The sequence below is a fragment of the Streptomyces sp. NPDC086023 genome (assembly GCF_044540325.1).
Taxonomy (GTDB): domain Bacteria; phylum Actinomycetota; class Actinomycetes; order Streptomycetales; family Streptomycetaceae; genus Streptomyces.
Window position 1 is genome coordinate 37197 of sequence record NZ_JBITRX010000025.1, and the last position, 26416, is coordinate 63612.

A 26416-nucleotide genomic window follows, 5' to 3' on the forward strand; every position below is an offset into this window, starting at 1 on the left:
TCTTATATAAAGAGGCCGGCCGTCGTTTTGCCAACGTCCCTGCGGTCAAGACGATCTGATCGGCCGTTCCCTGACTGACCGTCAATTGGCGTCGGACGCACCAACCCTCCCCGATGTCCACCTTGGCCACAGAAGGTGCGCCACATGCTGCGGGCACCGGTCCACTCGGCTCAGGGCCTTCCCTTGACCCCCACCGGCATCAACCACGCCATTTTGTTCGTGCCCGGGAACTCAGCCGCAGGTGCCAACGTATGGGTGGACCCCGGCGGGGCACCGCAAGCCCGCCAGGGCTGAGGAGCTACCGCTCTGTGCACCTGAGACTCCCTCATGCGAAATGTTCAGTTGCTTCCAGTATTTCCGTTTCCTTGTTGAACTCTGGTGTCTCCGAGACACACCGAAGGCTGCGGGGTGCGTTACTTCGCGCAGCAGAAGTTAGTAAGGTTGCTTCATGACGACTCAGAACCTTGCTGGAGACAGAGAGAAGGTTGTCTCCAAGCTGCCGGCGCTGATGCGCCAGGACCTGAAGGTCCGAGCGGCGGAACGTGGCTGCGACATCCAGGACGCGGTACTGCAGGGACTGCAGTCGTGGATGACCACCGAGGAGGCGATGCCCCTCGTTTCGACGACCGGGGCCATCCCCTTCTCCACCCATCTGCCGGTCGGATGTTGGTCTTCCGTACGCGAGGTGTGCGCCCAGCGTGGCATCCCTCTGGTCCAGGGGCTGTCCCAGGCCGTGCAGCTCTGGCTCTCAGACAACCCCTCGCCCAAGGTCCGGCCGGTCACGGGCATTCCTCAGAGGCTGGTCGTCGCGAACCAGAAGGGCGGAGTCGGCAAGACTGCCATCGCTGCCGGTCTGGCCCAGGCCAAGGCCGAAGCAGGTGAGCGGGTCCTGCTGGTGGACTTCGATCCGCAAGGTCACCTCACCGAACAACTCGGCCTCGCAGAGATCCCGAACGACAAGGATCACGACAGCCTCGCCAAGCACATGGTGAGTGAGAACGACCATCCGCTCGAAGAGCTGTTGGTGACCTTGGAGCACGAAAGCTTTGGTGGCAGGCTCGTCGTGCTGCCCACCTGTATGGACGGCTTCCTTCTGGACACGATGCTCGCCCTCTCCAAGCTCCGCACCAAGGAGACCGCGCTGGAGAAGGCCTTGCGCCCCGTGGAAGACCAGTTCGACGTCGTGATCATCGATTGTCCGCCGAGCCTGGGCACCACGATGGACACCGCTCTGTACTACGCGCGCCGCCGCGACGGTGAGGCCGCGGATGTGTCGGGCGTGGTCATCCCGGTTCAGGCGGAGGACAGCTCAGCCAAGGCGTTCAGCATGCTCGACGCCCAGATCTCGGCTCTGGAAGAGGACTTCGCGCTCGAAGTGGACTGTCTGGGCTTCGTGGTGAACCTCTATGAAAGCCGCCGTGGTTACGTGGCGACGTCGTCTCTGGAGCGCTGGGAGAAGATGGAGAACCCCAGACTCCTCGCTGTGGTCGGAGACCTCAAGGAACAGCGGGAAGCCGTACGTCTGCAGCAGCCGCTCCTCGTCTACTCGGCCGACTGCGAGCAGTCCGAGATGATGCGCACGATCGCCCGGAGGCTCTCGTGAGCAGCAAGAGCGAACTGCTCGGCCAGGCTGGGACGTTCGAGCGCATGGCCGGCGGCAGAAGCACGCGACGAGGCATGATCGACCGGGTGACCGGAAAGGACGGGGTACCCACCAAGCTTCCGTTGCGGGAGATCAGCTCGAATCCTGAGAACCCGCGTGAGGAGTTGGGTGACCTCCGAGAGCTGGCGGAAAGTCTGCAGACGGTAGGCCAGGTGCAGGCGATCACAGTCGCCAGCGTCGACGCGTATCTGCGCGACCGTCCCCAGATGGAAGACAGGCTCGATCCCGAGGCCGCTTACGTCGTCGTGGACGGGCACCGACGCCTCCACGCAGCAAAGCTGGCGGGGCTCCACACGATGAAGGTGTTCGTCGACGACGCCCTCGCCACGACTGACCGCAACCTGCTGGAAGCGGCCTTCGTCGCCAACGCCCAACGCAAGGACTTCACCGATCTTGAAGCAGCGCAAGCCCTGAAGCTGTTGGTTGAGCTCCACGGCTCCCAGCGAGAGGCTGCGCGCAGGGTGGGCAAGTCCCAGGCATATGTGTCCCAGAAGCTGTCCCTGTTGGGCCTCACTCCCGAGCTCCAGGCAGACCTCGCAGCCGGCCGCCGGCAGGTCAATCATGTGCGGGGCCTGGCGGACCTTCCAGCCGAACAGCAGAAGGATATTGCCGACCAGCGCGCGCAGGAGACGTCTCGCCGAAAGGCTGCGCAGCGTGAGAAGCGGGGGACGAGTGATAACTCAGTTATCACTCCTGCCGTCCCTGAGCCACGCCACTTTGCGCCCCCCATGCCTGGCCGTGAGATCCCGACCGACGGCGAGCAGCAACCCCAGTCCACCGCGGTCACTCCCCCCGCAAGTGCCTCAGCCGATGGTTCGGGCTCAGCTGTTTCCGACCCGGTGACCACGCCACCGGTACACCCGGTTCTGGCCCGCCAGGTGTGGTCTCCCCTGCCTGACCTGGATCAGCTGGCTGAACTCCTGCGTGAACGGCTGGACGAGCGTCAGCGGATCGAACTGGCCGACCGGCTTCTCGACTGACGGTGAGCCCCGCCTTGCTGGTGCCCCGGGCCATCGCCTGGGGCACCAGCTGTGCCGCCCCGTGCGTTCCGACCTTTCAGAGGCTGGATCCGGGGGACAGTCATCTACTCGAAACCCCTTGATCGTCAAGCGAAACAGGTGCCCACCGCCATGCAACTCTCACGGACGCACCGGATACTCATCGGCGTCGTGATCGCGGGCGCCGTGGTCATCGCGGGTATCGGTTTCGCGGGGTCGTACGCCGCCGTGCGCGCGCTCGCGTTGAAGAAGGGGTTCGGGGACTTCTCGCTGGTCTTCCCGATAGGCATCGACGCGGGCATCTGCGTGCTGCTGGCCCTGGACCTGCTCCTGACCTGGATCCGGATCCCGTTCCCGCTGCTGCGGCAGACGGCCTGGCTGCTGACCGCGGCCACCATCGCCTTCAACGGCGCGGCCGCCTGGCCCGACCCACTGGGCGTGGGCATGCACGCGGTCATCCCCGTCCTGTTCGTCGTGACCGTGGAAGCGGCCCGCCACGCGGTGGGCCGGATCGCCGACATCACGGCCGACCGGCACATGGAGGGCGTACGCATCACCCGCTGGCTGCTCTCACCGCTGCCGACGTTCAAACTGTGGCGCCGCATGAAGCTGTGGGAGCTGCGCTCCTACGAGCAGGCCGTCGGCATGGAACAGGACCGGCTGATCTACCAGGCACGACTCCAGGCACGCTACGGACGCGCCTGGCGGCGCAAAGCCCCGGTGGAAGCCCTGATGCCACTGCGACTGGCACGCATCGGCGTACCACTGGCACAGACCGCGCCCGAGGGCCTGGCAGCCGCGGGCATCGATCCCGTACTGCTGCCGCCCGCCCCACAACCGGCGCTGGCCCCCACCGTGTTGCCGATCCCGGCGCAGACCGTGACGACACCGACGCGGACACCGGAGCTACCGCCAGCCGGACCGGGGACCGGAGACCCGGCACCCCCGGCCGCCGGACCCCAGGACCCGGCGCAGGTCATACGAGTACCGGGCGACGAGCCCCAGGGACTGCCGCACCCGGAACCAGTTGCCCAGGAGGCCCCAGCGCAGGCTGCCGGCGCCGGCTCGGATGCACCCCCGACAGCGAGTGCTCGGAAGCCGGCAGTCATCGACGCGGCCACTGCCGCGTCACCAGAAGAACTTCCTCACCAGGACCCGCTGCAGCAACAGATCGCGATGGTCGCGCAATGGCTCACCGAGGCCGAAGAGTCCGGAACGAAGCTGTCCGGCGCTGAGGTCGGCCGACGGCTCGGGGTCTCTCCCCGGACGGGTAAGCGGCGCCTGGACAAGGCGGTCGACCACCTCAACGAAGAACGCCGGCAGCGTGTCCGCGCACGACTGCGTGCGGTCAGGGGCTGATGACCACCGCCATGCCCCCAGCCTGTGGCCGATGACCTTCCGCCCTGGTCATCGGCCACAGGCCTTCCCGGAGGCGGGGGAGCCGAGCGATAACTCAGTTATCACCGCCGCAGAGCTCTCCCCGTGTGGACGGTCTACGCCGAGTGTCGGCGGCTGCGGGGGTCCGTGCTCTTCTCCTTGTCCAGGGTGAGCGTGACGGAGACGGTCTGGGATGCTCCGGTCGTGCGGGTGAAGGTGCCCTGGCCCCGTGCCGTGCTGTAGGCCAACGTGCCGCTGGCCACGCCGGAGATACGGCCCCTTGCCTGGTCTCCGAGATGGATCGGGGTGCCGAGCGGCTGCGTGTGACGGCCCCAGAACGTCAGGCCGCCCTCGGGCAGCGTGTACGCACTTTGGCATTGGGTCGTGGTCGACTGCGCGTCGACGTGGGTGATCGTGCAGTTCAGATCGAAGGTGCCGACCGCGGTTCCGTCCCGGTACACGACTCCGCTCGCAATGCTCTGGTCGCCGACGCTCTCACCTGCTGGACCCACGTCGATGGGGTCGTGCCGGTCGATGGTCTGGGTCCAGTTCAGGGTGACGTGTCGCTCTCCGCCTCCCTGAGGAGCTGCGGAGGCAACGGACGCGGTTGCCGTTACGCCACCGGCGACCAGCACCATGCCGAGGATCGAAAGCCTGGTTCTACGCATGCCGTTCTACTTCCTGAAGCAGGGAGATTGCCTCAGGAACGTTAATTCCTGTTCACCCGCATATCGGTTCATAAGCTCCAACTGCTGCGAGCTTTCGTTCATACGGCGGGTCTCGAGGCGTGCGGCGGCTCAGCCGACCGGAACGGCCAGCGGGCCCGCGCCGGGGTTCAGGTACGTCACGTGGAGGACGACGTCGTTCTCACCGGTGTTGCAGCCCTCATGGGCATGCTGGGAGCCGTGGGGCTCCAGGAAGGCATCCCCCGGACCGTAGCGGTGGCTCCTGCCGTGGACGTCGGTGTGGGTCAGCTCGCCCTGCTCGACGACTGCGAGCAGCGAGCCGGGGTGGTAGTGCCATCCGGTGCTGCCACCGACGGGAAGGACGATCCGCCGCATGAGCACCTCGGACACGTTCGCGACGTGCAGTTCGATGGGTTCCTTGGCGATGCCCTTGGCCAGGTGCCGGGTGACGAGGACGCAGGCACCGTCGCCGTACTCGGCGGCCTTGGCGCCGGGAGTCGGCACGACGGCTCGCCGAGGGCTCCGCACGAGATGAGGGGCATGTGGCGCGGGCATCCAGGCCTCCGGTTCGAGATGGCGAACGGTAGCCTCCAGCATCCGCGCGGGCAGCAGCAGGCGGCGCCCCACGGTCGGGGGACCAGACCGGGGGACTGCGGTGCCCATCGCAGCGGTCATGCGGCGGGGAACGCGCACGACCGCCGGCGGAGGAAGTGTCCCCTGGCGGAGGGACCGACCAGCGGATCCTGGGGCGAGGACGGTCCGGGATTCTCGAATGGCAGCCCCTCCCCGTGGAAGGAACCCCGCGCATGAGCTCCCCCCTGTATGCCGACCCCTCCACCCCGGCTCCGCCGCTCAGGAGACTGCCGGTGTGTGACTCCTGGTGTACGCAGTGCGATGGCCGTCCGGCGCGGGAAGTCGGGGTGTACGCCATGTCGAGAGCGTGCGAGGCGGACGAGAAGGCCGCCGCCCTGGGCGGCGACGCACATGTCCACTACGTCTCCCGCAACGACCGGCTGAAGGTGGTCGTCCCCGGCGATCCCCAGGGCTCCTGAGAGCGGCCCAGAACCCCCGCTTGCGCCCGCACCCGCCAGGGTGCGGGCGCAAGCGCGCGAGGCTTCGGACCGGGTTCGCGATGCGGTTCCCCGGTCCGGCAGACCTTCCCGGCCACAGCACTAGACCCATCGTCCGCCGTGCCCCCTCGGTCGGCGCGGCCGATGGGACGATCCGCCGCACGTGAGAACGGCATACCGTCGACCGTCCGTGGTCCTACCGCGTCGCCCCGTGGAAAGCAGGCATGGACGTTCTGGAGGTAGTCGCGCTCATCGCCGGCAGTACAGCGATCGGCGCAGCCGCACGATCTGGTCCGGTGCCGGCACCGCTGGTGCTGGTCGTGGTCGGGCTGATCGCGACCACCGTGCCCGGGGTCCCCGCGTACGCTCTGGATCCGGCCGTCGTCATTCCGCTGATGCTGCCCCCGCTGCTGTACGGTGCGGCCGCGAACAGCTCGTACCCGGACCTGGTGGCCGCCATCCGGCCGGTGCTGTGGCTGGCGGTCGGGTACGTCCTGTTCGCCTCGCTGGCAGTGGGCTACGGCGTGCACCTGCTGCTGCCCGGCATCCCCCTGACCTCCGCCCTGGTCCTCGGAGCCGTCCTCGCGCCGCCCGACGCGGTGGCGGCGACCGCGATCGCCCGCCGGTTGCGGCTGTCACCGCGCATCACTGCCGTCCTGGAGGGCGAGTCCCTGGCCAACGACGCGACCGCCATCACCGTCTTCAAGGTGATGCTCGCGGTCGCCGTGGGGGAGGGGGCGGGATGGATGGGCGGCGTCGCGGAGTTCCTGATGACCGCGGTCGGTGGGATAGCCATCGGGCTGGTGCTCATGCTGCCGATCCACCGGATGCGCCGCCGACTGCGCGAGCCCGTGCTGCACAACACCCTGTCCCTGCTGGTGCCCTTCGCGGCCTACGCCCTCGCGGAGCGGGTGCACGCCTCCGGGGTGCTGGCCGTGGTCGTGATCGCGCTCTATCTCGGACACCGGTCCTGGGAGGTCGACTTCGCCGCGCGCCTGCAGGAGGCGGCCGTCTGGCGGATGCTCGTCTTCACTCTCGAATCGGTGGTCTTCGCACTGATCGGATTGCAGCTGCCGCGGGTGCTGGAGGGGCTGGAGAGCTACGGCACGGCCCGGCTGGCCGCTTACGCGATGGTGGTCTTCGGCCTGGTCGTGCTGGTCCGGCTGGTGTGGATCTTTCCTGCGACCTTCCTTCCGCGGCTGCTCAGTGCCCGTGTCCGGGATCGTGATCCCGACACCACGTGGAAGTCGGTACTGACCGTGGGCTGGTCGGGGATGAGGGGGGTCGTATCCCTCGCGGTGGCCTTCTCCATCCCGGTGACGGTCCCGGGGCTCTCCGGGACGGAGGAGTTCCCCGCACGCAGCCTGGTGCTCTTCCTGACGTTCACCACCGTCATCTCCACCCTGCTCGTCCAGGGCCTCACGCTGACCCCGCTGGTGCGGTTGCTGAAGCTGCCGCAGAGGGACCCCCTGACGGCGGCCCGGGCCGCCGCACGGGCGCAGGAAGCGGCTTCCCAGGCGGCACTGGTCCGGCTTGAGGAGCTCCTCGCCGACACGCACAACGCGTTGCCCCCGGACCTTGAGGAGCGGCTGCGGCACGTTCCCGGGCGCCGGCTGCGCAGTGTGGTGGAGGACAGCCCCCTCGCCGGCAGACCGGTCGACGCCGGCAGCGCGCACGCGACGTACCGGCGGCTGGCCGCGGAGCTCCTGGCCGAGGAGCGGCGGGTCCTGGTGGACCTTCGGGACGGGCACCGGCTCGACAGCGAGACGATGCGCCTCCTCGTACGCCGCCTGGACCTCGAAGAGGCGATCCTGCACACCGCCGGGGCCACGGAAGAACGCGGCGCCGATGATCTGAAGAAGCGGCCTAGTCCTGCCAGAGCTGCGGAGGGATGATCCGGGGCGGCCGTCCCGGGGGGAACCATGCGTGGGTCGGCCGGGAGGTACCGGCCGGGCCGGGGCCGGCCGGGGGACGGACGGTCCTGTCCACGCCGCCCCCGGATCCACCGTTCTCGGGAAGGTCCCATGGCGTCCACTCACCGGAGGGCCGAGCGCGTGCCGCTCGGAACGCTCCTCAGCCCCTCCCTCTGGGCCGTGCCGGCCGGTCTGGTGACCGTTCTGGCCCTGTTGCTCTCGCTGATCTACATGGGGGGCATCCTGGATCCCCGCGGGAGCATGAAGGACCTCCCGATCGGCCTGGTCTCCGAGGACCGCGGGGTGCCCGGATCGGGAGAGGCGCTCGGCACCGGCATCGCCGAGGCCATCCGGACGGCCGACCCGGACCGGCACGTCGCATGGAAGCCCCTCGACCTGGCCTCGGCACGGCGGCAACTCGCGTCCGACAAGCTGTACGGCGTCCTCGTGATCCCCCAGGACTTCACCGCGAAGGTGCAGGCGCTCGGCGGCCCCGGCCCGGCGTCGGCCAGGCCCCGGATCGACGTCCTGACCAACCCCGGCGCCGGCAGCCTCGGCTCGTCGCTGGCCAGTACCGCGATGCAACAGGCCGCGCACCACGCCTCCACCAGGCTCGGTGCCACCCTGCTCGCCGGGCATGCGGGAGCCGGTGCCGGAGCAGCCGGGCCCGCGGCTCGCCTGCTGCTCGCCGATCCGGTGGACGTCTCCGTCTCCGTGGGGCATCCCATCGGCACACGGAGCGGCCTGGGCCTGTCCGCGTTCTACTACGCGCTGCTCTTGGTCTTGATCGGTTTCCTGTGCGCCGGCATCGTCAGCAACGGCACGGACATCGGACTGGGCTACGCCGCCAGCGACTTCGGGCCCCTGCGGACCCATCGGCCTCTGGTGGCCATCAGCCGTCGCCAGACATTCCTCGTCAACAGCGTGTTCACCGTGGCCCTTTCCCTGGTGACCTCGTCGATCCTGATGGCGGTCACCGTCGGGTTCCTCGACATGGACGCCGGGCATCTGCCGTTGCTGTGGGTGTTCTCGGTCTGCGTGAGCGCGGCCGTGGGGGTGGGGGCGCAGGCCCTGACCTCGGTTCTGGGCGCGTTGGGGCAGCCGGTGGCCATGCTGGTCTTCATCGCGCTGGCCCTGCCGTCCTCGGGCGGCACGGTCCCCGTGCAGGCGGTTCCCAGGGCCTACCGGCTGCTCGCGGAGTTCGAGCCGATGCGACAGGTCACCGACGGGGTGCGGGCCATCCTCTATTTCGGTGCGCGCGCGGACGCGGGTCTGACCCGGGCATGGGTGATGACGGGAGCGGGTCTGGTGACGGCCGTAGTGCTGGGGGTGCTGGTCACCTCGGTCTACGACCGCCGGGGGCTGCACCGGCTCGCCAGGGGCGACGGCTGACGGTCCCTGTGCGGTCAAGGCCGGTCCGGGAACGGGCGGCGAGCCGGTGCGGATGAGGGGCTGAACGGTCCCTGGGGGGTTCAGTCCCTGGGGAAGTTCAGTCCCTTGATGAAACCGCAGGTCAGAGGCGTTTTTCGGGTCAGGGCAGGGACTGAAGGGACCGAGGGTCGGTACTTCCAGTCTTTACGCGTGTGCGTGTATGCGCGCGGGCGCGAGACATCTTCTTATATGGCTACGTGTTCTCAGGCAGCTCATAACTGGGAAATTGGGTCCCTTTGGTCCCTGGCCCACCGGCAGAACCGCCCCCACCTGCAGGTTTACTCAGTGACCGAAGGGACAGGGACCGAAGGAGAACCGGCGGCCTTCAGTCCCCCTGGGGAGGGGCGAGGGGAGGGAGGGGGAAGAGGGGGACTCCCCGGCCCGGGGGAGAGTCCGGCAGGGACTGAGGGGCTGGAGGGACCGGACGGGGGGAGCCGTGTGAGGACGAGGCGGGACCGGGGGGCCGCCCCACCGGTCCGATGGGACGGGGGGACCGTGGTCCGGCCTTCTCAGGCCTTGGTGGGTGTCTGCTGCACGGCGGCCGGCTCGGCGCTGCCTCGAAGGGAGCCCGATCGGGCTTGGGGCCGTGAAAGGGCGGTGCCAGACTTTCTGCAGTGATCAGTACCGTGGGGTTCCTCCGTACCGAAGGAGGGCGGTGCTGGCGAGCAGGTGGTTTGCATGGAGAACGTGGTCGGCTACGGCGGAATGGCGGTGAGGGCCGAGCTCTCGCCCGCGCAGGTCGTCGAACTGCACAGGACGGCCAGCTGGAACGCGCTCTCCGATCCCGTGCTCGTGGAGGCGTTCCGGATCTACTGCGAGCGCAGAGCCTTCGCCGAGCACGACGGGACGATCACCTTCGAGGTCGACGGGCCGTCCGCCGAGCTGCCGTTCGACGAGTACTTCAGCGCGTTCAAGATGGAATCCTGGTCAGATGATCACTGGGAGACGCTGTTCGAGTCGGATTTCAGGACGGCGCTTTCCCGGTGCAGTCCGGTGGCGATGCAAGACCTGTGGGACTGTGCCGACACGGGGGACATCGAGGATCAGAACGTCTATGAGGCGTTCCGGGCCTATTGCGAGCTGGGCGTGTTCCTCAAGTACAAGGCCGCCGGGCGACGGCTCTCCGGCGAGCGCCTCTCCCATGGGGGGCTGGAACTGTCCGTGGAAGCGGACCAGATGCTCCGCGAGCAGGGTTTCGAAGTCTTCAACGCATTCAAGATCTTGGTGGAGGCGCACCGCACGGCAACGGAACGAAAGCCGCAGGACGTATTCGGCGTGACGCGGTCGTGGAACGAAGAACCTCCGGAGTCCCGAAGGAAGGCTCAGGATTCCGGTTGGGAATCCAAGAGGTGGAGCCGACGGAGCAACGAGCTGCAGCCTTCCGAGGGCCCCGACAGTTGCGAGAGGCTCTACTCGTCCAAGAGCGTCCGGGTGCTGGAGAAGTGTGCCGGTCGCCAGTGCCGGGAGCTGGACGTGAAGCACCCGGAGCTGGCCGACTCGTTCAAGGCGTTCCTCTTCGGCCGGCGGATGGGTGCGGTGAAGAGGTGCCTTCCGAAGGTCGCCAAGAGGTATGAAACGGACGACGACTTCTGTAACGAGGTCACGATCGCATGGGTCAGGGGACAGTTCAAGGACATCGGGAGGGGGGCCGTCTTCGACAAGATCTACGAAGAGTTCGTGCAGGACTTCGCCGACCAGTGTCAGATCATGCAAACGGCGCGGGACGACAGCCGACGCCGGGCGACGGAACAACACGGCACGCGTGTCACCCACGCCAAGCTCGGCGTGGACACCCATGGGCAGTGGGCCAGTCTGTACGATCGCCGCCTGGTGCTCCTCGACAAGCATTGCGACCTTCCGGCCGAAGTCGTCGGTCCCCTGGCCGATCTCACGTCCCAGGACGCGGTCCTCTTCTGCGACGTGATCAAGAGCAAGGCCGCCTTCGACCTGGTGAACGGGGCGGTCGCGGCGAGACTTCACCTGAAGAAGGGGACGGAGCGAACCACCGCGCTGACCGGGCTGTTGAAGGACCGACAGCGCAGAGCCGCCACCACGATCACACGCGAGGAGTTCTCCACCGTCCTCACGGTCCTCGGCCGGGATCCCCTCCTGGGCATCCTCACGCGCATCGGCAGCAAGGGCCTCGCCGAGAAGGACCGCAGGAACGTCCCCAGGGCCCTGTCCGGGAAGTGGTGATGAGCTAGCCCCGGGCGAGTGCCCGGAGGGCGAGAGCGCGGCGCAGGAGCGCCGGTCAGGCGCCCGGTGCCGCGGGGGTGGACAGACTGCGCTGGGAACGAGGGGTCTTGAGGCCGACCTTGCGCGGTTCGACGGTGCGGGGGTCGACCGCCTCGCCGGGCGCGCCCTCGCGGTACAGGCCGTCCGGTTCCGCGTCGCGGTCGTGGGGGAGCAGGTAGAAGACCCGTCGCTTCTGCAGGCCGGTGTCCGGATCCGCCTGCGCGCGGTCGTCGAGCTCGGCGAAACCCACCATCCGCCCGTCACGGAAGTAACGCGGCTTCCCCCGCCGACGAGGTGTCTTGTCGAGCGCCTGGCGCACGTAGTCGAGCGACTCCGGGTCCTCCAGCCACACCACATTGTCCTCGTGGAAGAGATCGCTCGCGTTCAGAAGCGAACTCATGAGCCTTGGTCCCTTCTCGTGTCCGCCGTGTGCCGGCGCTTCGTGGCCGATGCCCCCGGGGGCCGTCGTCGGCGCGCTCCGGGGGGCGGCGACCCCAGTCCTGCGGCGTTCGTCATGCTCTGCTCCATGGTAGATCGTCGGGCCACCGGCGGACAGCACGTTCGCCGGCCCTCAGGGCTCGGTACCCCCCACGGATGCGGCGGGCTGCTCCGGATCGCCCAGCAGGGCGAGGCCCGGATAGAACTTCTGGCCGTTCGAGCGGAGCATCTCGCTGGGCGAGGCGATGCCGACCTCGGCCCGGATGCGGGTGGCGAACGCACGTACGGTGGCGGGCCGCAGACCTTCCCCTTCGCTGCACCAGGTGCCGTAGGCACGGTAGAGGAGGCCCTGCTCGACCTTGAACTCCCGGTAGTCGCCCCCGTCCGCGGCAGTGGTGCAGCATTCGGCCAGGAAGCGGCCGATGTGGTCCTCGGTGTTCGCGTACGCCTGCGTGGCAGTGCGCACGACGTTCGGGCCGACCAGCGACGGCTTGGTGGCGAGGTAGGCCCTGGCGCCCTGGACCATCCAGTGCAGGATGCCCGGCCCCTCGTCGCGGACGAGTTCCTCCGCCAGGTTGTCGATCTTCCGTTCGGCCGGGACGACCCGGTCGAAGGGGATGAGCCGGATGCGGCGCCAGAAGGCGTGGCCGCCGGTGCCCACCTCGGGGCGGTGGTTGCCGAGCAGCCAGAGCTTGTGGGTGGGTTCGAAGCTGAAGAAGTCCTGCCGCATGCGGCGGGCCTTGAGCCGGTCGCCACCGGTGAGCAGCTTGACCCTGGCCTCGTCGAACTTGTCGTGCGGCTTGAGCTCGCTGCACACGAACAGCCGCCTGCCGTGCAGTTCGGTCAGCTCGGTGGAGTGCTCGTTGAACTTCCCGCGCTCCATCAGGAAGCCCGGCGGGGCCACGTCCGCGTAGTCGCCCAGCAGCTTGATGACGACGTCCATCAGCGCGGACTTGCCGTTCGCGCCGATGCCGTAGAGGAAGGGCAGCACCTGGCCGCCGACGTCGCCGGTGATGGAGTACCCCAGCAGGAGGTGCAGGAAGCCGATCATCTCCCTGCCCTTGTCGTCGTCACCGAAGGTCTCGTCCAGGAACCGGGTGAACCTCGGTGTCGGGATGGCTTCCGGCGGAACGAACGTCGCCCGGGAATGGAGGTCGCGGGAGGGGTCCGGTGCCCGAAGCTCGCCGGTGCACAGGTCGACGACGCCTCCGGGGGTGCACAGCGCGAACTTGTCGCCGTCCAGCACGTCCGGGTCGAGGGCGAGTCCGGGTGCCGCCTTGGCCTGCGCCAGCATCGCCTTGACTCCCGAGGTCGACATGGCGCGCTTGCGGTGCTGCGCCAGCTCCCGGTCGGTGAACGTGCCGCGCGGGTCGTGCAGGGGCAGCGCCTCGGCCATGTCGCCCGCGGCCCAGATGGCGGCCTTCTCGCCCCCGGTGCGCTTCCAGCGGTAGGAGTCCCACACGTACCAGCCGAGCCCCTCCACGTGCCGGAAGCGGTCGTGCTGGAGGTGGGCGAAGAGCAGGGCGTTGCCGCGGTCGGTGAGGCTCGTCAGCAGGCCGGACTCCAGGAGCTCCCCGGCCGCCGGTGTGGGGTGCGGCTCGGGCGCCCGGTCCCGGGCGCGGGCGCCCCGGCGGGCGGGGGGATGTGCGCCCGCGACCGGGAGTCCGGCATCGAAGGCCACCATCTGCTCCGCCGCGGCCTGCGCGTTGAAGCCGCCGGTCCTGACGCTGCTCATGGACATCCCTTGGGGTGGATGGGGCGGGCGATGCCCGCCGCGTACGCCGACTCGATGATCGACCGGTTCCGGCGCTGCTGATGGGGCCGGGCCTGTGCGGCAGCTTCAGCGAGCAGGGCACGGCACCGGGTGTCCGACAGGTGGCCGGCCGCCGCGAGGCCGGCGGCGGTGTACGCCGCCCGGTTCAGCTTCTCGGTGAAGCCCATTCCCGAGGGGCCGGCCCCGCACCCGCGTACCTCGGCCAGCAGGGAATCGAGCAGCCGGGCGGCGTGGCCGGCCGGACCCCCGCCCGGGCGCGCCGGTGCGTGCGCCGCCCCGGGCCGGGAGGCGCGCTCCGGAGGGGCGGAAGCAGGGGCCTCTGCCGTGCCGTGCCCGGTCCGCAGAAGCTCGGCCGCCAGCCAGTCGGGCAGCGGGGCCGGCCTGCGGGCACCGGGCAGCGGGGTGTAGGCGCCTTCCGCCGTGCGCGTACCGGGGGCGACGATGTAGCCCCCGTCCGCGCGTACGTCCACCTGCCAGGCAAGGGCGGTCCCGGCCCCCGATCCGCTGGACGACCGCAGCCGGGGGACGCCGGGTGGCCGCGCGTACCAGATGTGCAGGCCTCCGGAAGGCGTCGCCACCCGCAGGGTGTCGCGGTCGTGAGCAGGGTCCGGCCGGGAGCGGAGGGCGGCCAGCAGCGCCAGTGTGTCGAAGCCGGAGGCCAGGCCGGACAGGTCCACCCGCGGGTCGATGGCGATCCCCGGCAGCAGCCGGTCGCGGCCCGGCACGGCGGCGGGGTGTACGTCGACGTCGATGACCACCAGCCGGGACGGGCCGCAGGCGACGCCCACGCCGAACCCGGGCTCCAGGCCCCACCAGTGGTCCACCACCGCGGTGTCGGTGGTGGCGGCGTGGAAGCCGTGGCACCAGCGTCCCTCGGACCGGCACGGGCACGCGGCCGGCGGATGGCGCTCGGCCCGGCAGCGGGCGCAGTTGCGGGCGGGCACCTTGCTGCCCGGGGCGAGGGGGTGGACGGCCCGGCCTTCGGCGGCGAACCACCGTGCCACGTCGAGGTGCGCGCGCGGTGCTGGCGGTGTTGGCGGGGGGCTATCAGCGCGGGGCGGCACGGTCTTCTTCCTCGGCTGCTGCGGGTTCGGCTGTGGTCGCCTTCCTCAACGAGCGGGGACCCCTGCGGGTCCGGTTCGACGAGGGACTACAGGGACCAAAGAGGGCTGGTCTTCACGCGGGGTGAGCCTAACCCAGAGGTGGTCCCACGACGGGCACCTTGAGCGAGTGATTCCGGTTTTCGGTCCCTTCGGTCCCTTGGTCTCCCCCTCCTCGCTCACCCGGAGAGGCGGCCGGGCACTCCACGGACGTGCGCGCCCCGCCGGTCCTGCGGTCCTGCGGAAGGGTGTCACGGGTGCGGAGGGCCGCGGGACCGGTTGCGCAGAGTCCCTCGGGTCTGGCCGGAACCACGTTTCGGGGAAGTCGGGTTGGACGGGAAGGGACCGAAGGGACCGACGGCAGGACTGGAGGTTCCGGCGGCCGGCGGGAGGGGTGGCCGCGAGGAGGGGGAGGCCGATCGGAGGAGGCCGGACGCACCATGATGAACACGCTGCCCCTGGTGCACACTGGGGGCACCACGGGGCTCCGCCCGGCCAGGCCCGTCAGGCAGGCTGGGCGGAGCCCCGTGGTGCCCGACGAACTGCCCTTTACGGACTGGCGGCTTGCGGTGCCAGGGGCGAACGTGTGCCGTCGGACAGTGCGTGACGGGGAAGGCAGGGCACCACGAATGGGAGCGGACCGCGGGGCCGTGAGGCCGGAAGCGCGGCCGCGCGCAGAGCGCGCGGCGGCCCCCGGTCGCGCCCACCGCCGTGGTCCCGCGGACGTCGGCGCCCTGGCCGTACTGGCCGGGGTCGCCCTGCTCGGCCTGCTCGGGGTGGTGAGGCGGCTGCGCGACCTCGACGCGCTCGCGTTCGCCGGAGGCACGTGCGTCGTGCTGCTGCTGGCCTGGGTGGTCTACGGCCGCATCGACGAGAAGCCCGAGCCGACCGGGGCGGGCGGCACGTCCGACCTGGAACGGGCGCTGGGCGGTGATGCCCTGGAGCTGCACTACCAGCCACAGGTGAACCCGGCCGGCAAGGCCACCGGAATGGAGGCACTGCTGCGCCGCCGCCCGCCCGGCGGGCGCCCGGAGTCGGCCGTCGCGCTCATCGAGCACGCCGAGCGGAACGGGCTGATGCCCCGTCTGACGCGGTACGTGCTCGACACGGCGGTGGCGCAGGCCGCCGTGTGGCGCCGGGAGGGTCTCGCGGTCCCGGTCGCGGTCAACATCTCGCCGGCCGACGCGCTGGTGCCGGGCTTTCCCGCCCGGGTGCGCGCCTGCCTGCGCCGGCACGGTCTGCCGGGCCGGGCCCTGACCGTCGAGGTGACGGAGAGCTCCGCGGTGCCCGACGTCCCCGCGCTGGCCGCTGCCCTGGCGGAGCTGCGTCGGCACGGTGTGCGGGTTTCCCTCGACGACTTCGGAACGGGCCATTCCTCGATCGCGCGGCTGCGGGAACTGCCCGTCGACGAGCTGAAGATCGATCGGTCGTTCGTGTCGCGGATGGCCGGGGACCCCCGGGACGAGGCGGTGGTGCGGTGCTCCGTGGACCTCGCGCACGCCCTGGGGCTGGACGTGGTGGCCGAGGGCGTGGAGACCGAGGAGGACTTGCTGCTGCTGCGGGGGATGGGCGTACCGGTGATACAGGGCTGGCTCGTGTCGCCCGCACTCGCGGCCCCGGAGGCGACGGGGTGGCTACGCCGCGCTGCCGCGGGCGCGGGCTGAACGGCTCCGGACGCGGACGGTCCCGGGCCTGCCGGGGCCGGGCCGTCCGCGGTGCGTGACCGGGCGCCGTACGGCGCCCGGTCACGCGGCTACTTCACCTGACCGGCGGCGTCGACGATGATCTTGCTCACGGCGTTGGGCTGCGAGACGGCGGCCGCGTGGGCGGCGTCCACCTCGACGGTGTGCGCGTGGGCGCGCTCGGCCATGAAGCGCTGCGCCGCGGGCGGGATCGCCTTGTCCTGCGTCGCCACGAGGTACCAGGAGGGGATGGACCGCCACGTGGAGTTCGCGCTCTGGTCCCCCAGGCTCGACGCCTCGATCGGGCGCTGGGTGGCCGCCATGACGGACGTCTTCCAGGCCGGCACGTCCGCGGCGAAGGCCCGGCGGAACCTGTCCGCCGAGATGTACAGGTCCGTGCCCGCGGAGCCGTCGGCGCGGGTGTAGGGGACCGCGTTCAGTGACTCCGGGAGCTCGCTCCCCGGGAACTTGCCGAGAATGTCATTGGCGCTCTCGCCCTTGTCCGGCGCGATGGCGGCGATGTAGACGAGGGCCTTGACCTGCGGGTTGCCGGCAGCAGCGTTGGTGATGACCTCGCCGCCGTAGGAGTGGCCGGCCAGGACCACCGGTCCCGGGATGCCCTTGAGCACCTCGGCCACGTAGGCCGAGTCGGAGGCGAGCCCGCGCAGCGGGTTGGCCGCGGCGACCACCTTGTACCCGCGGGCCTGGAGGAGCTGGACGACGTCGCTCCACCCCGAGGAGTCGGCGAAGGCGCCGTGCACCAGGACGATCGTGGGCTTCTGCGAGGGTACGCCGGTGGCGGAGGCGCCCGTGCCGAGAGCCGCAGTGCCCGCCGCGACGACTGCGGCGGCCGCGAGCGTGGCGACTGCTCTGTTGATTTTCAACGCTCTGTTCCTTTCAGGATCCTTGTCCGATCCTCTGCGGGACCCGCCCGCCTGCCATCGCCCGTCGGGGGCGGCCGCGCGCCGGTCCTCGCCTCCCCTTTCCGTCTCCCCCGAACGGTGGCGCGCCCGGACCGCGGTGCGCTCCGGCGAGGTCTTCCGCGGTCGTCGGGGCGGAGTCCGCCGCACCCCTCCGCCGATCGGTGGAGGGACGGGCGTCCCGGGCCGCCGAGCATGGAGAGCTCCGGGGGGATCAGGGCCCGCTGCGGGCCGAACCCGGTCGAGGAGGTCCACCCCGATGGGCAGGAGTCCGAAGTGGCGGCCGGCGGTGGCCGCCGGCGCGTTGGCGCTGGCCTGCGCTGCGACGGCAGCCGGGCCCGCGCAGGCGGCGGCCGGGGAGGCGGACCGCGAGCCCGCTGCCGTTGCGCCCGCGGTCGACGCGGGGAGGCCGTCGTCGACGGCCGTACAGACGCTGGAGCTCGCGGTGGTGGCCGCGGCCGCGGTGGCGGCCACGGTGGGCCACCGCGTCCTGACCCGCAAACGCCGCTAGAAGCGGCCGTCGGAGGCCCACCGGCCGGGGCGGAAGCCGGCGGCGGATGTGGTGCGGATGCGGTGCGGATCGATGGCGCCGGGTGCTCCGCCCTGCACGAAGAGCTGTCTCTCCCGCCCTTCTCCTCGGTCCGCGCCGGTGATGGGTTGGGTCCCTGTGAGGGAACACCTGAGGAGGAAGGGACCCGGACATGCCGGATACGACACGAGCTGCGTGGGGGACCGTGGTGTGGCGAACCCCGTGCGGAGAGTTCGGCCTCATCGTCCCGGACGGGAACGGCGAGCCCGACCTGTTCGTCCACCGCTCCGACATGGCGGCAGAGCCTGGGGCGGAACCACCCGCCGCGGGTGACGCCGTCGAGTACGAGCTCTGCCCGGGTGCCCTGGGGCCGTGGGCCCGCAACGTGCGCCGACGGGGCTGACCCCCGGTCAGCGCCGATCGCCGCCGGTTGCCCGCGTCAGCGCGCCGAAGGCTGTGACGCGGGCTCCTGCACGGCCTGCGCTCGGTCACGCCGGGGCAAGGGGCGGAGAAGAGGAACCGGCCCTCGTGCACGGTGACGCCCTGGATTCCGTGCAGGGGCGTGACGAACCGGTCGGTCGCGCGGACCCTGCCGCTGCCGTCCGCCGTGAGTACGCCGGTGACGGGATCGATGGGCCAGCGGACGACGGACGCGGCGGGCGGCGCGGACGTACCCGCGGTACGGGGGTTCATCCCGGCCGTGACCAGTGCGGGCCGTATCCCCGTGAGGTCCAGTGAGGCCGAACTGATGCAGGGCCGCATGGGCATGCCCGCGTAGCTCCCGCACCCGCTGCCCGAACCCGTGTAGGCGTAGTTCCCGACACGGGGGCAGGACGTAGGTGTCGGGGCCGGTCTTCCAGAGGCGCGTGGTGTCGAAGACGCCGAGTGCACTGCCGATGCTGGTGGGGTGGCACAGCGGGCGTGCGGGGGACGGTCAGTGCGCTGCCGACGAACCGGGCGAGGCTGACGCGCTCGACCGCGGGGTCGGCGGCCTCGTAGGCGTCGGCGCGGGAAGCGTCGGCGCCGGACCACTGCAGACTCAGGCCCGCGGAGCTGGCGCGGTGACGAGGCAGGGGCGGGTGAGGGAGAGGTCGGTCCGGGACGGGCCCCCGGCCGCAGACGCGGCGTGAGCCGTTCCGGTGGCGACCGCGCCGGCGGCCAGTAGGGCGCCGGCGTATCTGCGGACGGGGACGGGCACATGGCCTCCAGGGGCGGGGGGAACGCGGTGGGCGGGCCCTACGGGGGTCACAGGCCCAGTGAGGAGTGGTCGGTGCCGAGGACGACGGTGACCGCGGACGCCGCTCCGGTGCTCTGCTCGCGCACGACGTCGGCATCGAGGCCGAGGGCGGTGGCCACGGCGAGGGCCGCCGGCTCGCCGCCGGGGCCGTACCGGACGACGGTCTGGCGCTGCCCGGCCGTGTTGCCGGACGGTGCGGTGCGGAAGCCGGCTCCGGCCAGCTTCCCGGCCGTTTCGGCGGCCTTGCCGGTCGTGCCGCTGGCGTTCAGGACGGTGACCGTGATGCTGTCCCGCTGCGGAGCGGCGGAGCCGTCCGGGGACCGCGACGTGCCGGGCGTGACCAGCGGCCGTCCCTCCTTGTCGACCGGTTTGTCGGCACGGAGCGCGGCGAACAGCTCCTTGGCCGACGACTTCCAGACCACGTTGGCCTTGTCGGAGGGGACGTCGAGGGAGCGCGGGTAGTTGGGGACGGTGAGGAAGGTCAGGTTGTCCTTCGGCATGCTCTGGAAGTCCTGGGCGAGGCCGAGCAGCGCGGAGAGCCCGCCGAGCTTGGTGTCCACGGTCAGGGACTTGGTCGCGGCGTCGGCGAGCCGGTACATCGCCGGAGCGTCGAGCTTCTTCTTCTGCACCGTTGCGAAGATCGCGGTCAGCAACTGCTGCTGACGCCCGATGCGCTGGATGTCGCTGCCGTCGCCGAGCGAGTAGCGGGCCCGGGCGTAGCCCAGGGCCTGCTCGCCGTTCAGCTTCTGGCAGCCGGCGGGCAGGTCGAGGGAGGCCTTCGTGTCCTTGACCGCCTTCGGCAGGCACATCTCGACGCCGCCGAGGGCGTTGACCACCTCCTTGAAGCCGGAGAAGTCGATCTCCATGAAGTGGTCGATGCGCAGCCCCGTGTTGGACTCGACCGTCTTGATGCTGCACGCCGCGCCGCTCGTGACTCCCCCGCCGCCCGAACTCCCGACCGCGAAAGCGCTGTTGATCTTCCCCCGGGTGGGCTTCGAGGTCTTGCCGCCGCCGAGGTCGCAGCCGGGTATGTCGACCCAGGAGTCCCGGGGCAGGGAGACCACGGTGGCCCACTGGCGGTCCGCCGACAGGTGAAGGACCATCAGCGTGTCGGAGTTGTGGGTGGTCAGCCCCTTGCCGTACCGGCCGTTCGTGCCGTCGCGGCTGTCCGAACCGATCAGCGCGATGTTCAGGGCGCCGGCCGGGGAATCGGCCGGCCGGTCGTCGCCGAGCGAGGACGTGACGTCGGCCGTGGTGATGTTGCCGTCGAGCTTGTCGTAGAAGGCGTAGGCGAGGGAGCCGCCGCCGACCACGAGGACGAGCGCGCCGACGATCCCGGCCTTGGTCCAGGCACGGCGCCGGTGGCGGGAGCGGGCTCGGATACGGGCCTCCCGCCGGGTGCGCGGCAGCGCCCCCGGGGAGGCCGGGCCGGGCTGCCGCACGGCCGCCGAGCGCCGTGCCCGGCTCACCGCGGAGCCAGCTTCCGGCCGGAGAGTCCGGCCGCCACCAGGTGCCAGGCCGTCTGGCGCGTACGGTAGAACGCGCGCCGCGCGGCCGAGGCGGTGAGTCTCCGCGAGGGGAGGGCCGCGAGGGCGGGAGCGTCGTCGGCAGGGGCGTCCAGCATGACGGTCAGGGCCTTTCCTGGAGGAAATCGGGAGAAGGGCGGCGCGACCGAGCGGCGCCACGGGGCTCTTGCATCCTCGGCGCCCGGACGTTGCGGCTTCCCTAACGCCTGGTTGCGGGGAAGATGTGCGCCGTGCGCCCTGCCTGGTCGGCGTTCGCGGGTCGGGGGCCGGGGACGATGGTCACGCCCCGTACCCGGCCGTCTTCGTCCGTGTGGAACACGCGCTGACACCTGCCTGCCACAGGGCGCGCCGGCAGCGCAGGCACGGTCGGGCCATGGCCGCCGGGCCGGGACAGGGCCGGACGTGCCCGTGGTGTGCCGCCCGGCGAACGCCCGGCGGTCTCAGGCAGCCCGGGCGAAGGTCTCCGGCAGCAGCGGCAGTTCGGCACCCATGATCGCGTAGGGTTCCCCCTCGCCGCCGCCCGGGTCGGTGGTCACCAGGTCGCGGTAGCCGTAGCGGTGGTAGAGCCGGCGCGCCGGAGTCGGCTGCCGGGGCGTCGTGAGGACCACCCGGCGCTCCGACGCGCGCGAGCACAGCGTGGTGAGCAGGCGCGTGCCCAGTCCCCGGCCCTGGAAGTCGGGCCGGACGTGCAGTTCGCACAGGTAGAAGGCGTCCTCGGTCCACTCCTGGCAGCCTGCCGCCGCCAGCCGGTCGAGCACCGGCTCCCGCCATGCGTAGGGCTCGTCGGCGCGGACCCCGTAGGCGAAGCCGACGAGCCGGCCGTCGTCGAACGCGCCGAACGCGGTCAGGTCGCAGGCGCCCCGCATACGGCGCTCCGGTACTCGGTGGTCGAGCGCGCGCCGTGGCAGTTCGAGGGCCGCCGCCTGGACCCGGAGGGTCGGCAGCGCCAGGGCGGCCACGTCGATGTCGATGATTCTCAGCACGGGGCGTCGGTTTCGGACGTGCATGGTGAGGGCCTTCGGGAAGGGGGCGGTATGGACGGGGCGGCGCGCCCGCAGGCGGCGCACCGGTCCCGTCGGCGAGCCCATCCGAAGACCGGCTCCGGCTGCAATCCCGTTGGGGCACAAGGGCGGACACGGCCTGGGGCCGCCCGCCCCGGCAGCTGCAAGCGCGGTGCAAGGACTGCCCGTACGACTGTCCCGAAGGCAGCGGCCCGCAGGTGCCGGGCCCGCAGGATGAGCACCCCGCGGAGCCGGTACCAGGTCAGGGCGCCACCCCTGCCGTGCCGGTGACGGGGGCCGAAGGTCGTTCACCCGTAACGGAGTTGTCATATGAGTTCGAGGATAGATCTGGTCGTCGGGGGGGTGCGGGCCGCGGAGCTCGTCAACGCCTACCGGGAGCGGCTGGAGCGGCTGGACCTGCTGTCCCCGCACGCAGCCCTCAATGTTGCCTGCTACGCCTATGCCTCCGGATGCGTCCACGTGCTGGCCGCTCCCGGGCAGGTGTGGATCCGGGACGAGGACGGCGGTCGCCCCGACGACCCCGAGGCCGCCGAGCTGCACGTCCTGGAGATCGGGAACACCGAGTCCGGGCACTTCGCCCTGTGCCGCGAGCCCTGCGGCATCGAGGTCAGGGTCCCGCTGGAGCAGCTCGGCCGCGGGTACGCGCTCGCCCGGTGGCCGCAGGAGGACGGCAGCGGACGGACGCGGTGACGTCCGGACGAGGGCACTGATCCATGGAGAACAGAGCGGGGCCCGGGGGCGCGCCCCGTACCGTGGCGACGGCGGCCGCCCGTCTGAAGGACTGCGCACCGCTGAAGAGCGTCCACCACTACCGCCGGTTCCCGGAGCGGGCCGGGCGGGTGCGGGGGTACCTGGAGGCCGCCGGCAGCTTCACCGCCGCTGACCACCTGGTACGGGTACTGGACGGCAAGCAGCTGAAGACGGCGGAGGCCCTCCTGCTCAGGAACGCCGTCGCTGCCCTGCACGACGAAGCCGCCCGGAACCCGACCGCGTCCGCGGCCGCCCGTCAGGGCGGATCGGCGGAGCAGACCCGGAAGAGGGCCGGGACCGCATACGGAAGGTGTGCCGCGCTCCTGGCGGAACTGAGCGCCCGGCACGCACCCCTGGTGGACGGTCTGCAGGCCGCGCGGAACCTGGAGGACAGCCTCGGCTGGGAGTGGTCACCGGAGTCGCTGCCGCCCACTGCCGGGCGCGACCGGGCGGTGCGAGAGGGCCTGCCCGGTCTGCTGGAGCACCTTGAGGAGTCGAGGAAGGCGCTTGAGCGCTCCACCTCCGTCCTCGGGAAGGCGCTGCGCCCCGGCTCCGCGTGCCAGGACCTGTCGGCCGAGACGGCCAGGGCCTGCGAGGACCTGGTGCGGCTCCGCTCGGCGTTGGAGGCGTACCAGGAAGGCCTGGCGGAGGCCTGCGTCGCGCTGTGGAAGCGGGCCGTGAAGGCCGCTCGCAAGGAATTCACCGGGGCCGTCGACCACTACGACCGCGAGTTCGCGCTGATGTCGCACACCTTCAAGGCGACCGCTCTGGTGCTCGGGGCCGCCGGCACGGCGGCTTCGGTGCTCTGTCCGCCGGTGGCGGCCGTCGCCATCGGCGTGGCGGCGGCCGGTGTCGTCGGCCCGGCCGCCGCCCTGAGGAAGCGGGCCGGGCAGGAGACGGCCGACCCCGACCGTGTCGTGGAGCTGCTGCGCAACAAGGCCGTACCCGTGAGCCGGTTGAAGAAGCGTGCGAAGGCTGCCGGGAACGGGGGCCGCGAGGAGGCGCGCGCCGTGGCAGGCAAGGCCGGGGAGCTGCTGGACACCGGCAACGAAGGGTTCGGGGCCGTGTCCAACCTCCTGACGGCAGGCGGCGCCCACGCGGAGGTGGCCGCCGCGGCGGCCGTCCTGGCGGAGAGCACGGTGGTCCTGGCGAGCACTCCCGCGGGCGCGGCCATCGGGCACCTGGGCCTGCTCCGGGACGCGGCCGCCTCCACGGTGCGCACGACCGTGCCGGTCGGCGGGGCGGCCGAGCGGGAGCGGCTGCCCGCGGACGCACGCACCGTCAGGAAGACCGCCAAGACCGCCGGCCGCTCGGCCCCGAGGCCCGGGGCGCGCACCGTGGGGAGCGACTCCGCAGGCCGGATGGTGACGGCCGTCAACGGGAGCGACTACGTCTTCGACCCCGACACCGGACGCAGTACGCCCCTCGCCGGGCCGGTCCGGGTGCCGGACCGGTGCACCGTCACGTACCCGTACTCGATCTGGAACCAGCTCACCGAACAGTCCTTCCCGGCGCGTGCCGACTTCGTCCTGTGCCGTGGGGGCGGGGCCGCCCGGCAGGACGGTGCGCACCCCATGGTGATCGAGACGGTGACGGTGTCCCTCGTGGACGTGACAGGGGGGCTGCGGGTGCTCGACCTCGCCCGGCTGGGGCGCGATGCCACGGGGGAGCGGTGCCTGGTGAAGACCGGCGCGGGCGGAGCGGTGGCGGTGCTGGAGCCCTTTCGGTACGTGCCGCCGGCGGTCGACGCGGTGCAGGCCTACGCACTGGACCGGCCCGAGCTCCTGCTGGACACCGGCACCCCGTACTACACGGCGGGCGTCGCCCTCCTGCACGAGGGTCCGCCCCGCTGGGAGGTGCAGCAGGTGAGCGCGAACCTGCCGTGGGTGGAGGCCGGGCCGTTCGAGGGGTGGCTCGCGGCGGCGAAGGCGGAGGCCGACTGCCGCGGCGAGCAGTTCACCCGGCGGGACAGGGCGTACGACGACCCGCGGAACTGACGCCGGGACCCGGCTCCGGAGGAAGGGTCAGGCGGCGGCCGGCTGACGCTCCTGCGCGTCCGCCGACGCACGGTCGAGCACGGGGATCCGCTCCAGCCGGCGCACGGTGCTCCGGGCGGCGTCCGCCTGCGGGGCGGCGGTCTCGGTGGGGACGGCCCCCGCTGCCGTTCCGCTCTCCGCCCGCAGCGCCTGGAGATACGCGTACCGGGCCCGCCGGCAGGGGCGGCAGGCAGGGATCCCCTCGCGGCGGTGGATCGCGTAGCCCTCGGCGGATCCACAGGCGCCGGTCCACTCCGGCTCGGCCTGGGGGGAGTCGATCGCGTCGTCGTCCCAGCACGCCGGCGGCGCGTAGCCCTTCTTCGCCGCCCGGGACTTCGTGGTGGCGATGTGCCAGGCGCTGCGGCCGGCGTCGGCCGGGTCCGTGTGCTGGTACTGCTCGTAGAAGGACGCGACCCTCCGCGCTGTCGCGGCGTACACGTAGCGGCGGCTGCAGTCGCTCAGCATGGCGGTGAGACTGGCTTCGGAGACACCGAGCTGCTTCGCCATCCACACGCCGTCGTAGCCGAGTGCGTTGAGCGCCTGGAGGCGGCGGCGGGTGCCGAGCGGGGGGAGGTGGGCGCCCGAACGGGACGCGTCCGGGGGCAGCTGCAGCTCGATCGTCCAGAGCTTGTCGATCGTGGACCGCAGCAGGCAGGTGACCGGCACCTCGCGTCCGTGGAGCCTGCGATGTCCCTTGATCACGTGCATGATCGTGTCCCGGCTGACGCCGCTCTGCGCCGCCATGGCGTGCGAGGTCATCCCGCCGTCGTAGTACATCCGGCGCAGGTGCTGCTGGATCTCCGCGATGTCCTTGCTGCGGGAGGGCGTACCGCGCTGGACCAGGAACCTGCGCCGCTTGGCGTTGCGCTGTGCGCTGGTGCGCTGCTGCGGTGTCATCTGGGCCCGGGGCGTGTACTTGGACAACGGGCTCACCCTTTCGTGCGGTGTCCGTGGGACGGTCGGGACTGCGGTACGCGATGCGCGCCGGTGGCCTCACCGTAGGCAGCGGCCCGCGGGCGCCGGCTCCGCCGATCGGCCCATCGTGCCGGTGGAGGGGTGCCGCCCGCGCCAGGGCGACCGCCGGTCGGCGGGGATGACGGTGTCCGCTGCCGACGGGCCCCGGGCGGCCACGTGCCGGCGGACGGAAATACCTCATCACGGTCGATCTGTCGATCCTCCGAACAGGCCGACTCAAATCGGCCTATTCACTGCCCGTCTGCCTCGTCCGAACCGCGGCACCGGAGGACAGGATGGGCCCTCGTTCACGTCCAACGGAGGCCTCCCCATGAACAGCTCGACCCGGCCGCACATCCGCGTCCTGATCGCGGATGACCATCCCGTATACCTCCACGGGGTGCGCCGGGAGCTGGAGGCCGACGAGTCCCTCGACGTCGTCCGCGTCTGCCAGGACGGCAAGGAGGCACTGTCCGCCATCATGGAGGTCGAGCCGGACGTCGCCGTCCTCGACCACCGCATGCCCGGCCTCGACGGCGCCCAGGTCGCCCGCACCGCGGCCGGATCCGGCTCCACCACGAGGATGCTGATCCTTTCGGCGTTCACCGAGAACGCGACGGTCTACCAGGCCCTGCGGGACGGGGCCTGGGGGTACCTCACCAAGGAGGCCGAGCCGCACGAGATCGTCCAGGCCGTCAAGGCCTGCCACAAGGGAGATCCCGTACTGCCACCGCGGCTCACCGCGGGCCTGATCTCCGAGATCCGCAGCCGCACCGAGATCCGCGACCCGCACCTGACCCAGCGGGAGACGGAGATCCTCAAGATGCTGGCGTCCGGCATGTCCACCCCGGACATAGCCCGGGCGGTGTACCTGGCGCCCTCCACCGTCAAGACACACATCCAGCACGTCTGCGACAAGCTGGGCGTGTCCGGCCGCGCCGCCGTCGTGGCCGAGGCCATGCGCCGCGGGATCCTCGATTAGGGGCGGCCCGGGGGCCCCGGCGGGGACCCTGCAGCCCGGTCCGCGGGCCGCCCGCGCGGAACATCCGGCCGACGTGGGGCCCCAGCGGGCCCG

The 26416-nt window shown here is 71.3% G+C and carries 24 protein-coding genes; 14 read left to right on the forward strand and 10 right to left on the reverse strand.

Going from position 1 to position 26416, the window contains the following annotated elements; genetic code table 11:
* Positions 1-448 precede the first annotated feature (448 nt).
* From ACIF6F_RS32920 to ACIF6F_RS32930, 3 genes are all read left to right on the forward strand, one after another.
* Positions 449-1603, forward strand: a complete 1155-nt coding sequence (locus ACIF6F_RS32920) for a ParA family protein (RefSeq protein ID WP_399955556.1) — start codon at positions 449-451, stop codon at positions 1601-1603.
* Positions 1600-2643 carry a ParB/RepB/Spo0J family partition protein gene (locus ACIF6F_RS32925; RefSeq protein ID WP_399955559.1) on the forward strand — a complete coding sequence of 348 codons (1044 nt, stop codon included), beginning with the start codon at positions 1600-1602 and terminating at the stop codon, positions 2641-2643. Before ACIF6F_RS32920 ends, ACIF6F_RS32925 begins: the two co-directional genes overlap by 4 nt.
* Before the next feature lie 150 nt (positions 2644-2793).
* Positions 2794-4020, forward strand: a complete 1227-nt coding sequence (locus ACIF6F_RS32930; RefSeq protein ID WP_399955562.1) for a DUF2637 domain-containing protein — start codon at positions 2794-2796, stop codon at positions 4018-4020.
* 134 nt (positions 4021-4154) lie between these two features.
* Here the strand turns inward: ACIF6F_RS32930 and ACIF6F_RS32935 are convergent, their stop codons facing one another.
* Both ACIF6F_RS32935 and ACIF6F_RS32940 read right to left on the reverse strand, forming a co-directional pair.
* Positions 4155-4676 carry a hypothetical protein gene (locus tag ACIF6F_RS32935; protein WP_399955565.1) on the reverse strand — a complete coding sequence of 174 codons (522 nt, stop codon included), beginning with the start codon at positions 4674-4676 and terminating at the stop codon, positions 4155-4157.
* A gap of 159 nt (positions 4677-4835) precedes the next feature.
* Positions 4836-5228, reverse strand: coding sequence for a cupin domain-containing protein (locus ACIF6F_RS32940; RefSeq protein ID WP_399955568.1), 393 nt, complete (start codon positions 5226-5228; stop codon positions 4836-4838).
* A 425-nt stretch (positions 5229-5653) separates the two neighbouring features.
* On the opposite strand from ACIF6F_RS32940, the gene ACIF6F_RS32945 reads away from it, so the two are divergent.
* The 4 genes from ACIF6F_RS32945 (at position 5654) to ACIF6F_RS32960 (ending at position 11334) form a co-directional block, all read left to right on the forward strand.
* Positions 5654-5776: a hypothetical protein gene (locus tag ACIF6F_RS32945; RefSeq protein WP_399955571.1), complete on the forward strand. Its 123-nt coding sequence runs from the start codon at positions 5654-5656 to the stop codon at positions 5774-5776.
* Between the two features lie 242 nt (positions 5777-6018).
* Positions 6019-7689: a Na+/H+ antiporter gene (locus ACIF6F_RS32950; protein ID WP_399955573.1), complete on the forward strand. Its 1671-nt coding sequence runs from the start codon at positions 6019-6021 to the stop codon at positions 7687-7689.
* 129 nt (positions 7690-7818) lie between these two features.
* Positions 7819-9099, forward strand: a complete 1281-nt coding sequence (locus ACIF6F_RS32955; RefSeq protein ID WP_399955576.1) for a YhgE/Pip domain-containing protein — start codon at positions 7819-7821, stop codon at positions 9097-9099.
* Between the two features lie 717 nt (positions 9100-9816).
* Complete coding sequence (locus tag ACIF6F_RS32960) at positions 9817-11334, forward strand: hypothetical protein (protein WP_399955579.1); 1518 nt, start codon at positions 9817-9819, stop codon at positions 11332-11334.
* Between the two features lie 55 nt (positions 11335-11389).
* Here the strand turns inward: ACIF6F_RS32960 and ACIF6F_RS32965 are convergent, their stop codons facing one another.
* From ACIF6F_RS32965 to ACIF6F_RS32975, 3 genes are all read right to left on the reverse strand, one after another.
* Positions 11390-11773 (reverse strand): DUF6009 family protein, encoded by a 384-nt coding sequence (locus tag ACIF6F_RS32965; RefSeq protein ID WP_399955583.1) that lies wholly within the window; start codon positions 11771-11773, stop codon positions 11390-11392.
* A 171-nt stretch (positions 11774-11944) separates the two neighbouring features.
* Entirely contained in the window at positions 11945-13546 is a 1602-nt protein-coding gene (locus tag ACIF6F_RS32970; protein ID WP_399955586.1) for a phage/plasmid primase, P4 family, read from the reverse strand.
* Positions 13543-14589 carry a bifunctional DNA primase/polymerase gene (locus tag ACIF6F_RS32975; RefSeq protein ID WP_399955589.1) on the reverse strand — a complete coding sequence of 349 codons (1047 nt, stop codon included), beginning with the start codon at positions 14587-14589 and terminating at the stop codon, positions 13543-13545. Before ACIF6F_RS32975 ends, ACIF6F_RS32970 begins: the two co-directional genes overlap by 4 nt.
* A 746-nt stretch (positions 14590-15335) precedes the next feature.
* Between ACIF6F_RS32975 and ACIF6F_RS32980 the strand changes: the two genes are divergently transcribed.
* Complete coding sequence (locus ACIF6F_RS32980; protein ID WP_399955592.1) at positions 15336-16349, forward strand: EAL domain-containing protein; 1014 nt, start codon at positions 15336-15338, stop codon at positions 16347-16349.
* A gap of 89 nt (positions 16350-16438) precedes the next feature.
* Here ACIF6F_RS32980 and ACIF6F_RS32985 read toward each other — a convergent pair whose 3' ends face one another.
* Positions 16439-17251, reverse strand: coding sequence for an alpha/beta fold hydrolase (locus ACIF6F_RS32985; RefSeq protein WP_399955595.1), 813 nt, complete (start codon positions 17249-17251; stop codon positions 16439-16441).
* A 295-nt stretch (positions 17252-17546) separates the two neighbouring features.
* Here ACIF6F_RS32985 and ACIF6F_RS32990 point away from each other — a divergent pair, with 295 nt between their 5' ends.
* From ACIF6F_RS32990 to ACIF6F_RS33000, 3 genes are all read left to right on the forward strand, one after another.
* Entirely contained in the window at positions 17547-17798 is a 252-nt protein-coding gene (locus ACIF6F_RS32990) for a hypothetical protein (RefSeq protein ID WP_399955598.1), read from the forward strand.
* Between the two features lie 190 nt (positions 17799-17988).
* A complete protein-coding gene (locus ACIF6F_RS32995; protein WP_399955601.1) occupies positions 17989-18219 on the forward strand; it encodes a cold-shock protein in 231 nt (76 codons plus the stop codon).
* Between the two features lie 159 nt (positions 18220-18378).
* A complete protein-coding gene (locus ACIF6F_RS33000; RefSeq protein WP_399955604.1) occupies positions 18379-18594 on the forward strand; it encodes a hypothetical protein in 216 nt (71 codons plus the stop codon).
* Between the two features lie 467 nt (positions 18595-19061).
* Here ACIF6F_RS33000 and ACIF6F_RS33005 read toward each other — a convergent pair whose 3' ends face one another.
* The 3 genes from ACIF6F_RS33005 to ACIF6F_RS33015 all read right to left on the reverse strand — a co-directional run bounded on the left by ACIF6F_RS33005 (position 19062) and on the right by ACIF6F_RS33015 (position 21562).
* Positions 19062-20522 (reverse strand): LCP family protein, encoded by a 1461-nt coding sequence (locus ACIF6F_RS33005; protein WP_399955607.1) that lies wholly within the window; start codon positions 20520-20522, stop codon positions 19062-19064.
* Entirely contained in the window at positions 20519-20677 is a 159-nt protein-coding gene (locus ACIF6F_RS33010; protein ID WP_399955610.1) for a hypothetical protein, read from the reverse strand. The genes ACIF6F_RS33005 and ACIF6F_RS33010 overlap by 4 nt, the downstream gene beginning before the upstream one ends.
* A 342-nt stretch (positions 20678-21019) precedes the next feature.
* Positions 21020-21562, reverse strand: a complete 543-nt coding sequence (locus tag ACIF6F_RS33015) for a GNAT family N-acetyltransferase (RefSeq protein ID WP_399955613.1) — start codon at positions 21560-21562, stop codon at positions 21020-21022.
* 348 nt (positions 21563-21910) lie between these two features.
* Between ACIF6F_RS33015 and ACIF6F_RS33020 the strand changes: the two genes are divergently transcribed.
* Together ACIF6F_RS33020 and ACIF6F_RS33025 are read left to right on the forward strand one after the other, a co-directional pair.
* Positions 21911-22291 carry a hypothetical protein gene (locus ACIF6F_RS33020; protein WP_399955616.1) on the forward strand — a complete coding sequence of 127 codons (381 nt, stop codon included), beginning with the start codon at positions 21911-21913 and terminating at the stop codon, positions 22289-22291.
* A 23-nt stretch (positions 22292-22314) separates the two neighbouring features.
* Positions 22315-24348, forward strand: a complete 2034-nt coding sequence (locus ACIF6F_RS33025; protein WP_399955619.1) for a hypothetical protein — start codon at positions 22315-22317, stop codon at positions 24346-24348.
* Positions 24349-24375: 27 nt separating this feature from the next.
* Here ACIF6F_RS33025 and ACIF6F_RS33030 read toward each other — a convergent pair whose 3' ends face one another.
* Positions 24376-25311, reverse strand: a complete 936-nt coding sequence (locus ACIF6F_RS33030; RefSeq protein WP_399955622.1) for a hypothetical protein — start codon at positions 25309-25311, stop codon at positions 24376-24378.
* 361 nt (positions 25312-25672) lie between these two features.
* On the opposite strand from ACIF6F_RS33030, the gene ACIF6F_RS33035 reads away from it, so the two are divergent.
* A complete protein-coding gene (locus ACIF6F_RS33035; protein WP_399955624.1) occupies positions 25673-26323 on the forward strand; it encodes a response regulator in 651 nt (216 codons plus the stop codon).
* Positions 26324-26416 lie beyond the last annotated feature (93 nt).

What these genes read in the sequence shown, in the direction of transcription:
- ACIF6F_RS32950 (WP_399955573.1), top strand. Translation starts at nt 6,019, where the DNA reads ATGGACGTTCTGGAGGTAGTCGCGCTCATCGCCGGCAGTACAGCGATC.
- ACIF6F_RS32970 (WP_399955586.1), bottom strand. Translation starts at nt 13,546, where the DNA reads ATGAGCAGCGTCAGGACCGGCGGCTTCAACGCGCAGGCCGCGGCGGAG.
- ACIF6F_RS32930 (WP_399955562.1), top strand. Translation starts at nt 2,794, where the DNA reads ATGCAACTCTCACGGACGCACCGGATACTCATCGGCGTCGTGATCGCG.
- ACIF6F_RS33035 (WP_399955624.1), top strand. Translation starts at nt 25,673, where the DNA reads ATGAACAGCTCGACCCGGCCGCACATCCGCGTCCTGATCGCGGATGAC.
- ACIF6F_RS33020 (WP_399955616.1), top strand. Translation starts at nt 21,911, where the DNA reads ATGAGTTCGAGGATAGATCTGGTCGTCGGGGGGGTGCGGGCCGCGGAG.
- ACIF6F_RS32955 (WP_399955576.1), top strand. Translation starts at nt 7,819, where the DNA reads ATGGCGTCCACTCACCGGAGGGCCGAGCGCGTGCCGCTCGGAACGCTC.
- ACIF6F_RS32965 (WP_399955583.1), bottom strand. Translation starts at nt 11,773, where the DNA reads ATGAGTTCGCTTCTGAACGCGAGCGATCTCTTCCACGAGGACAATGTG.
- ACIF6F_RS32990 (WP_399955598.1), top strand. Translation starts at nt 17,547, where the DNA reads ATGGGCAGGAGTCCGAAGTGGCGGCCGGCGGTGGCCGCCGGCGCGTTG.
- ACIF6F_RS32935 (WP_399955565.1), bottom strand. Translation starts at nt 4,676, where the DNA reads ATGGTGCTGGTCGCCGGTGGCGTAACGGCAACCGCGTCCGTTGCCTCC.
- ACIF6F_RS32945 (WP_399955571.1), top strand. Translation starts at nt 5,654, where the DNA reads ATGTCGAGAGCGTGCGAGGCGGACGAGAAGGCCGCCGCCCTGGGCGGC.
- ACIF6F_RS33025 (WP_399955619.1), top strand. Translation starts at nt 22,315, where the DNA reads ATGGAGAACAGAGCGGGGCCCGGGGGCGCGCCCCGTACCGTGGCGACG.
- ACIF6F_RS33010 (WP_399955610.1), bottom strand. Translation starts at nt 20,677, where the DNA reads ATGCTGGACGCCCCTGCCGACGACGCTCCCGCCCTCGCGGCCCTCCCC.
- ACIF6F_RS32995 (WP_399955601.1), top strand. Translation starts at nt 17,989, where the DNA reads ATGCCGGATACGACACGAGCTGCGTGGGGGACCGTGGTGTGGCGAACC.
- ACIF6F_RS32960 (WP_399955579.1), top strand. Translation starts at nt 9,817, where the DNA reads ATGGAGAACGTGGTCGGCTACGGCGGAATGGCGGTGAGGGCCGAGCTC.
- ACIF6F_RS32920 (WP_399955556.1), top strand. Translation starts at nt 449, where the DNA reads ATGACGACTCAGAACCTTGCTGGAGACAGAGAGAAGGTTGTCTCCAAG.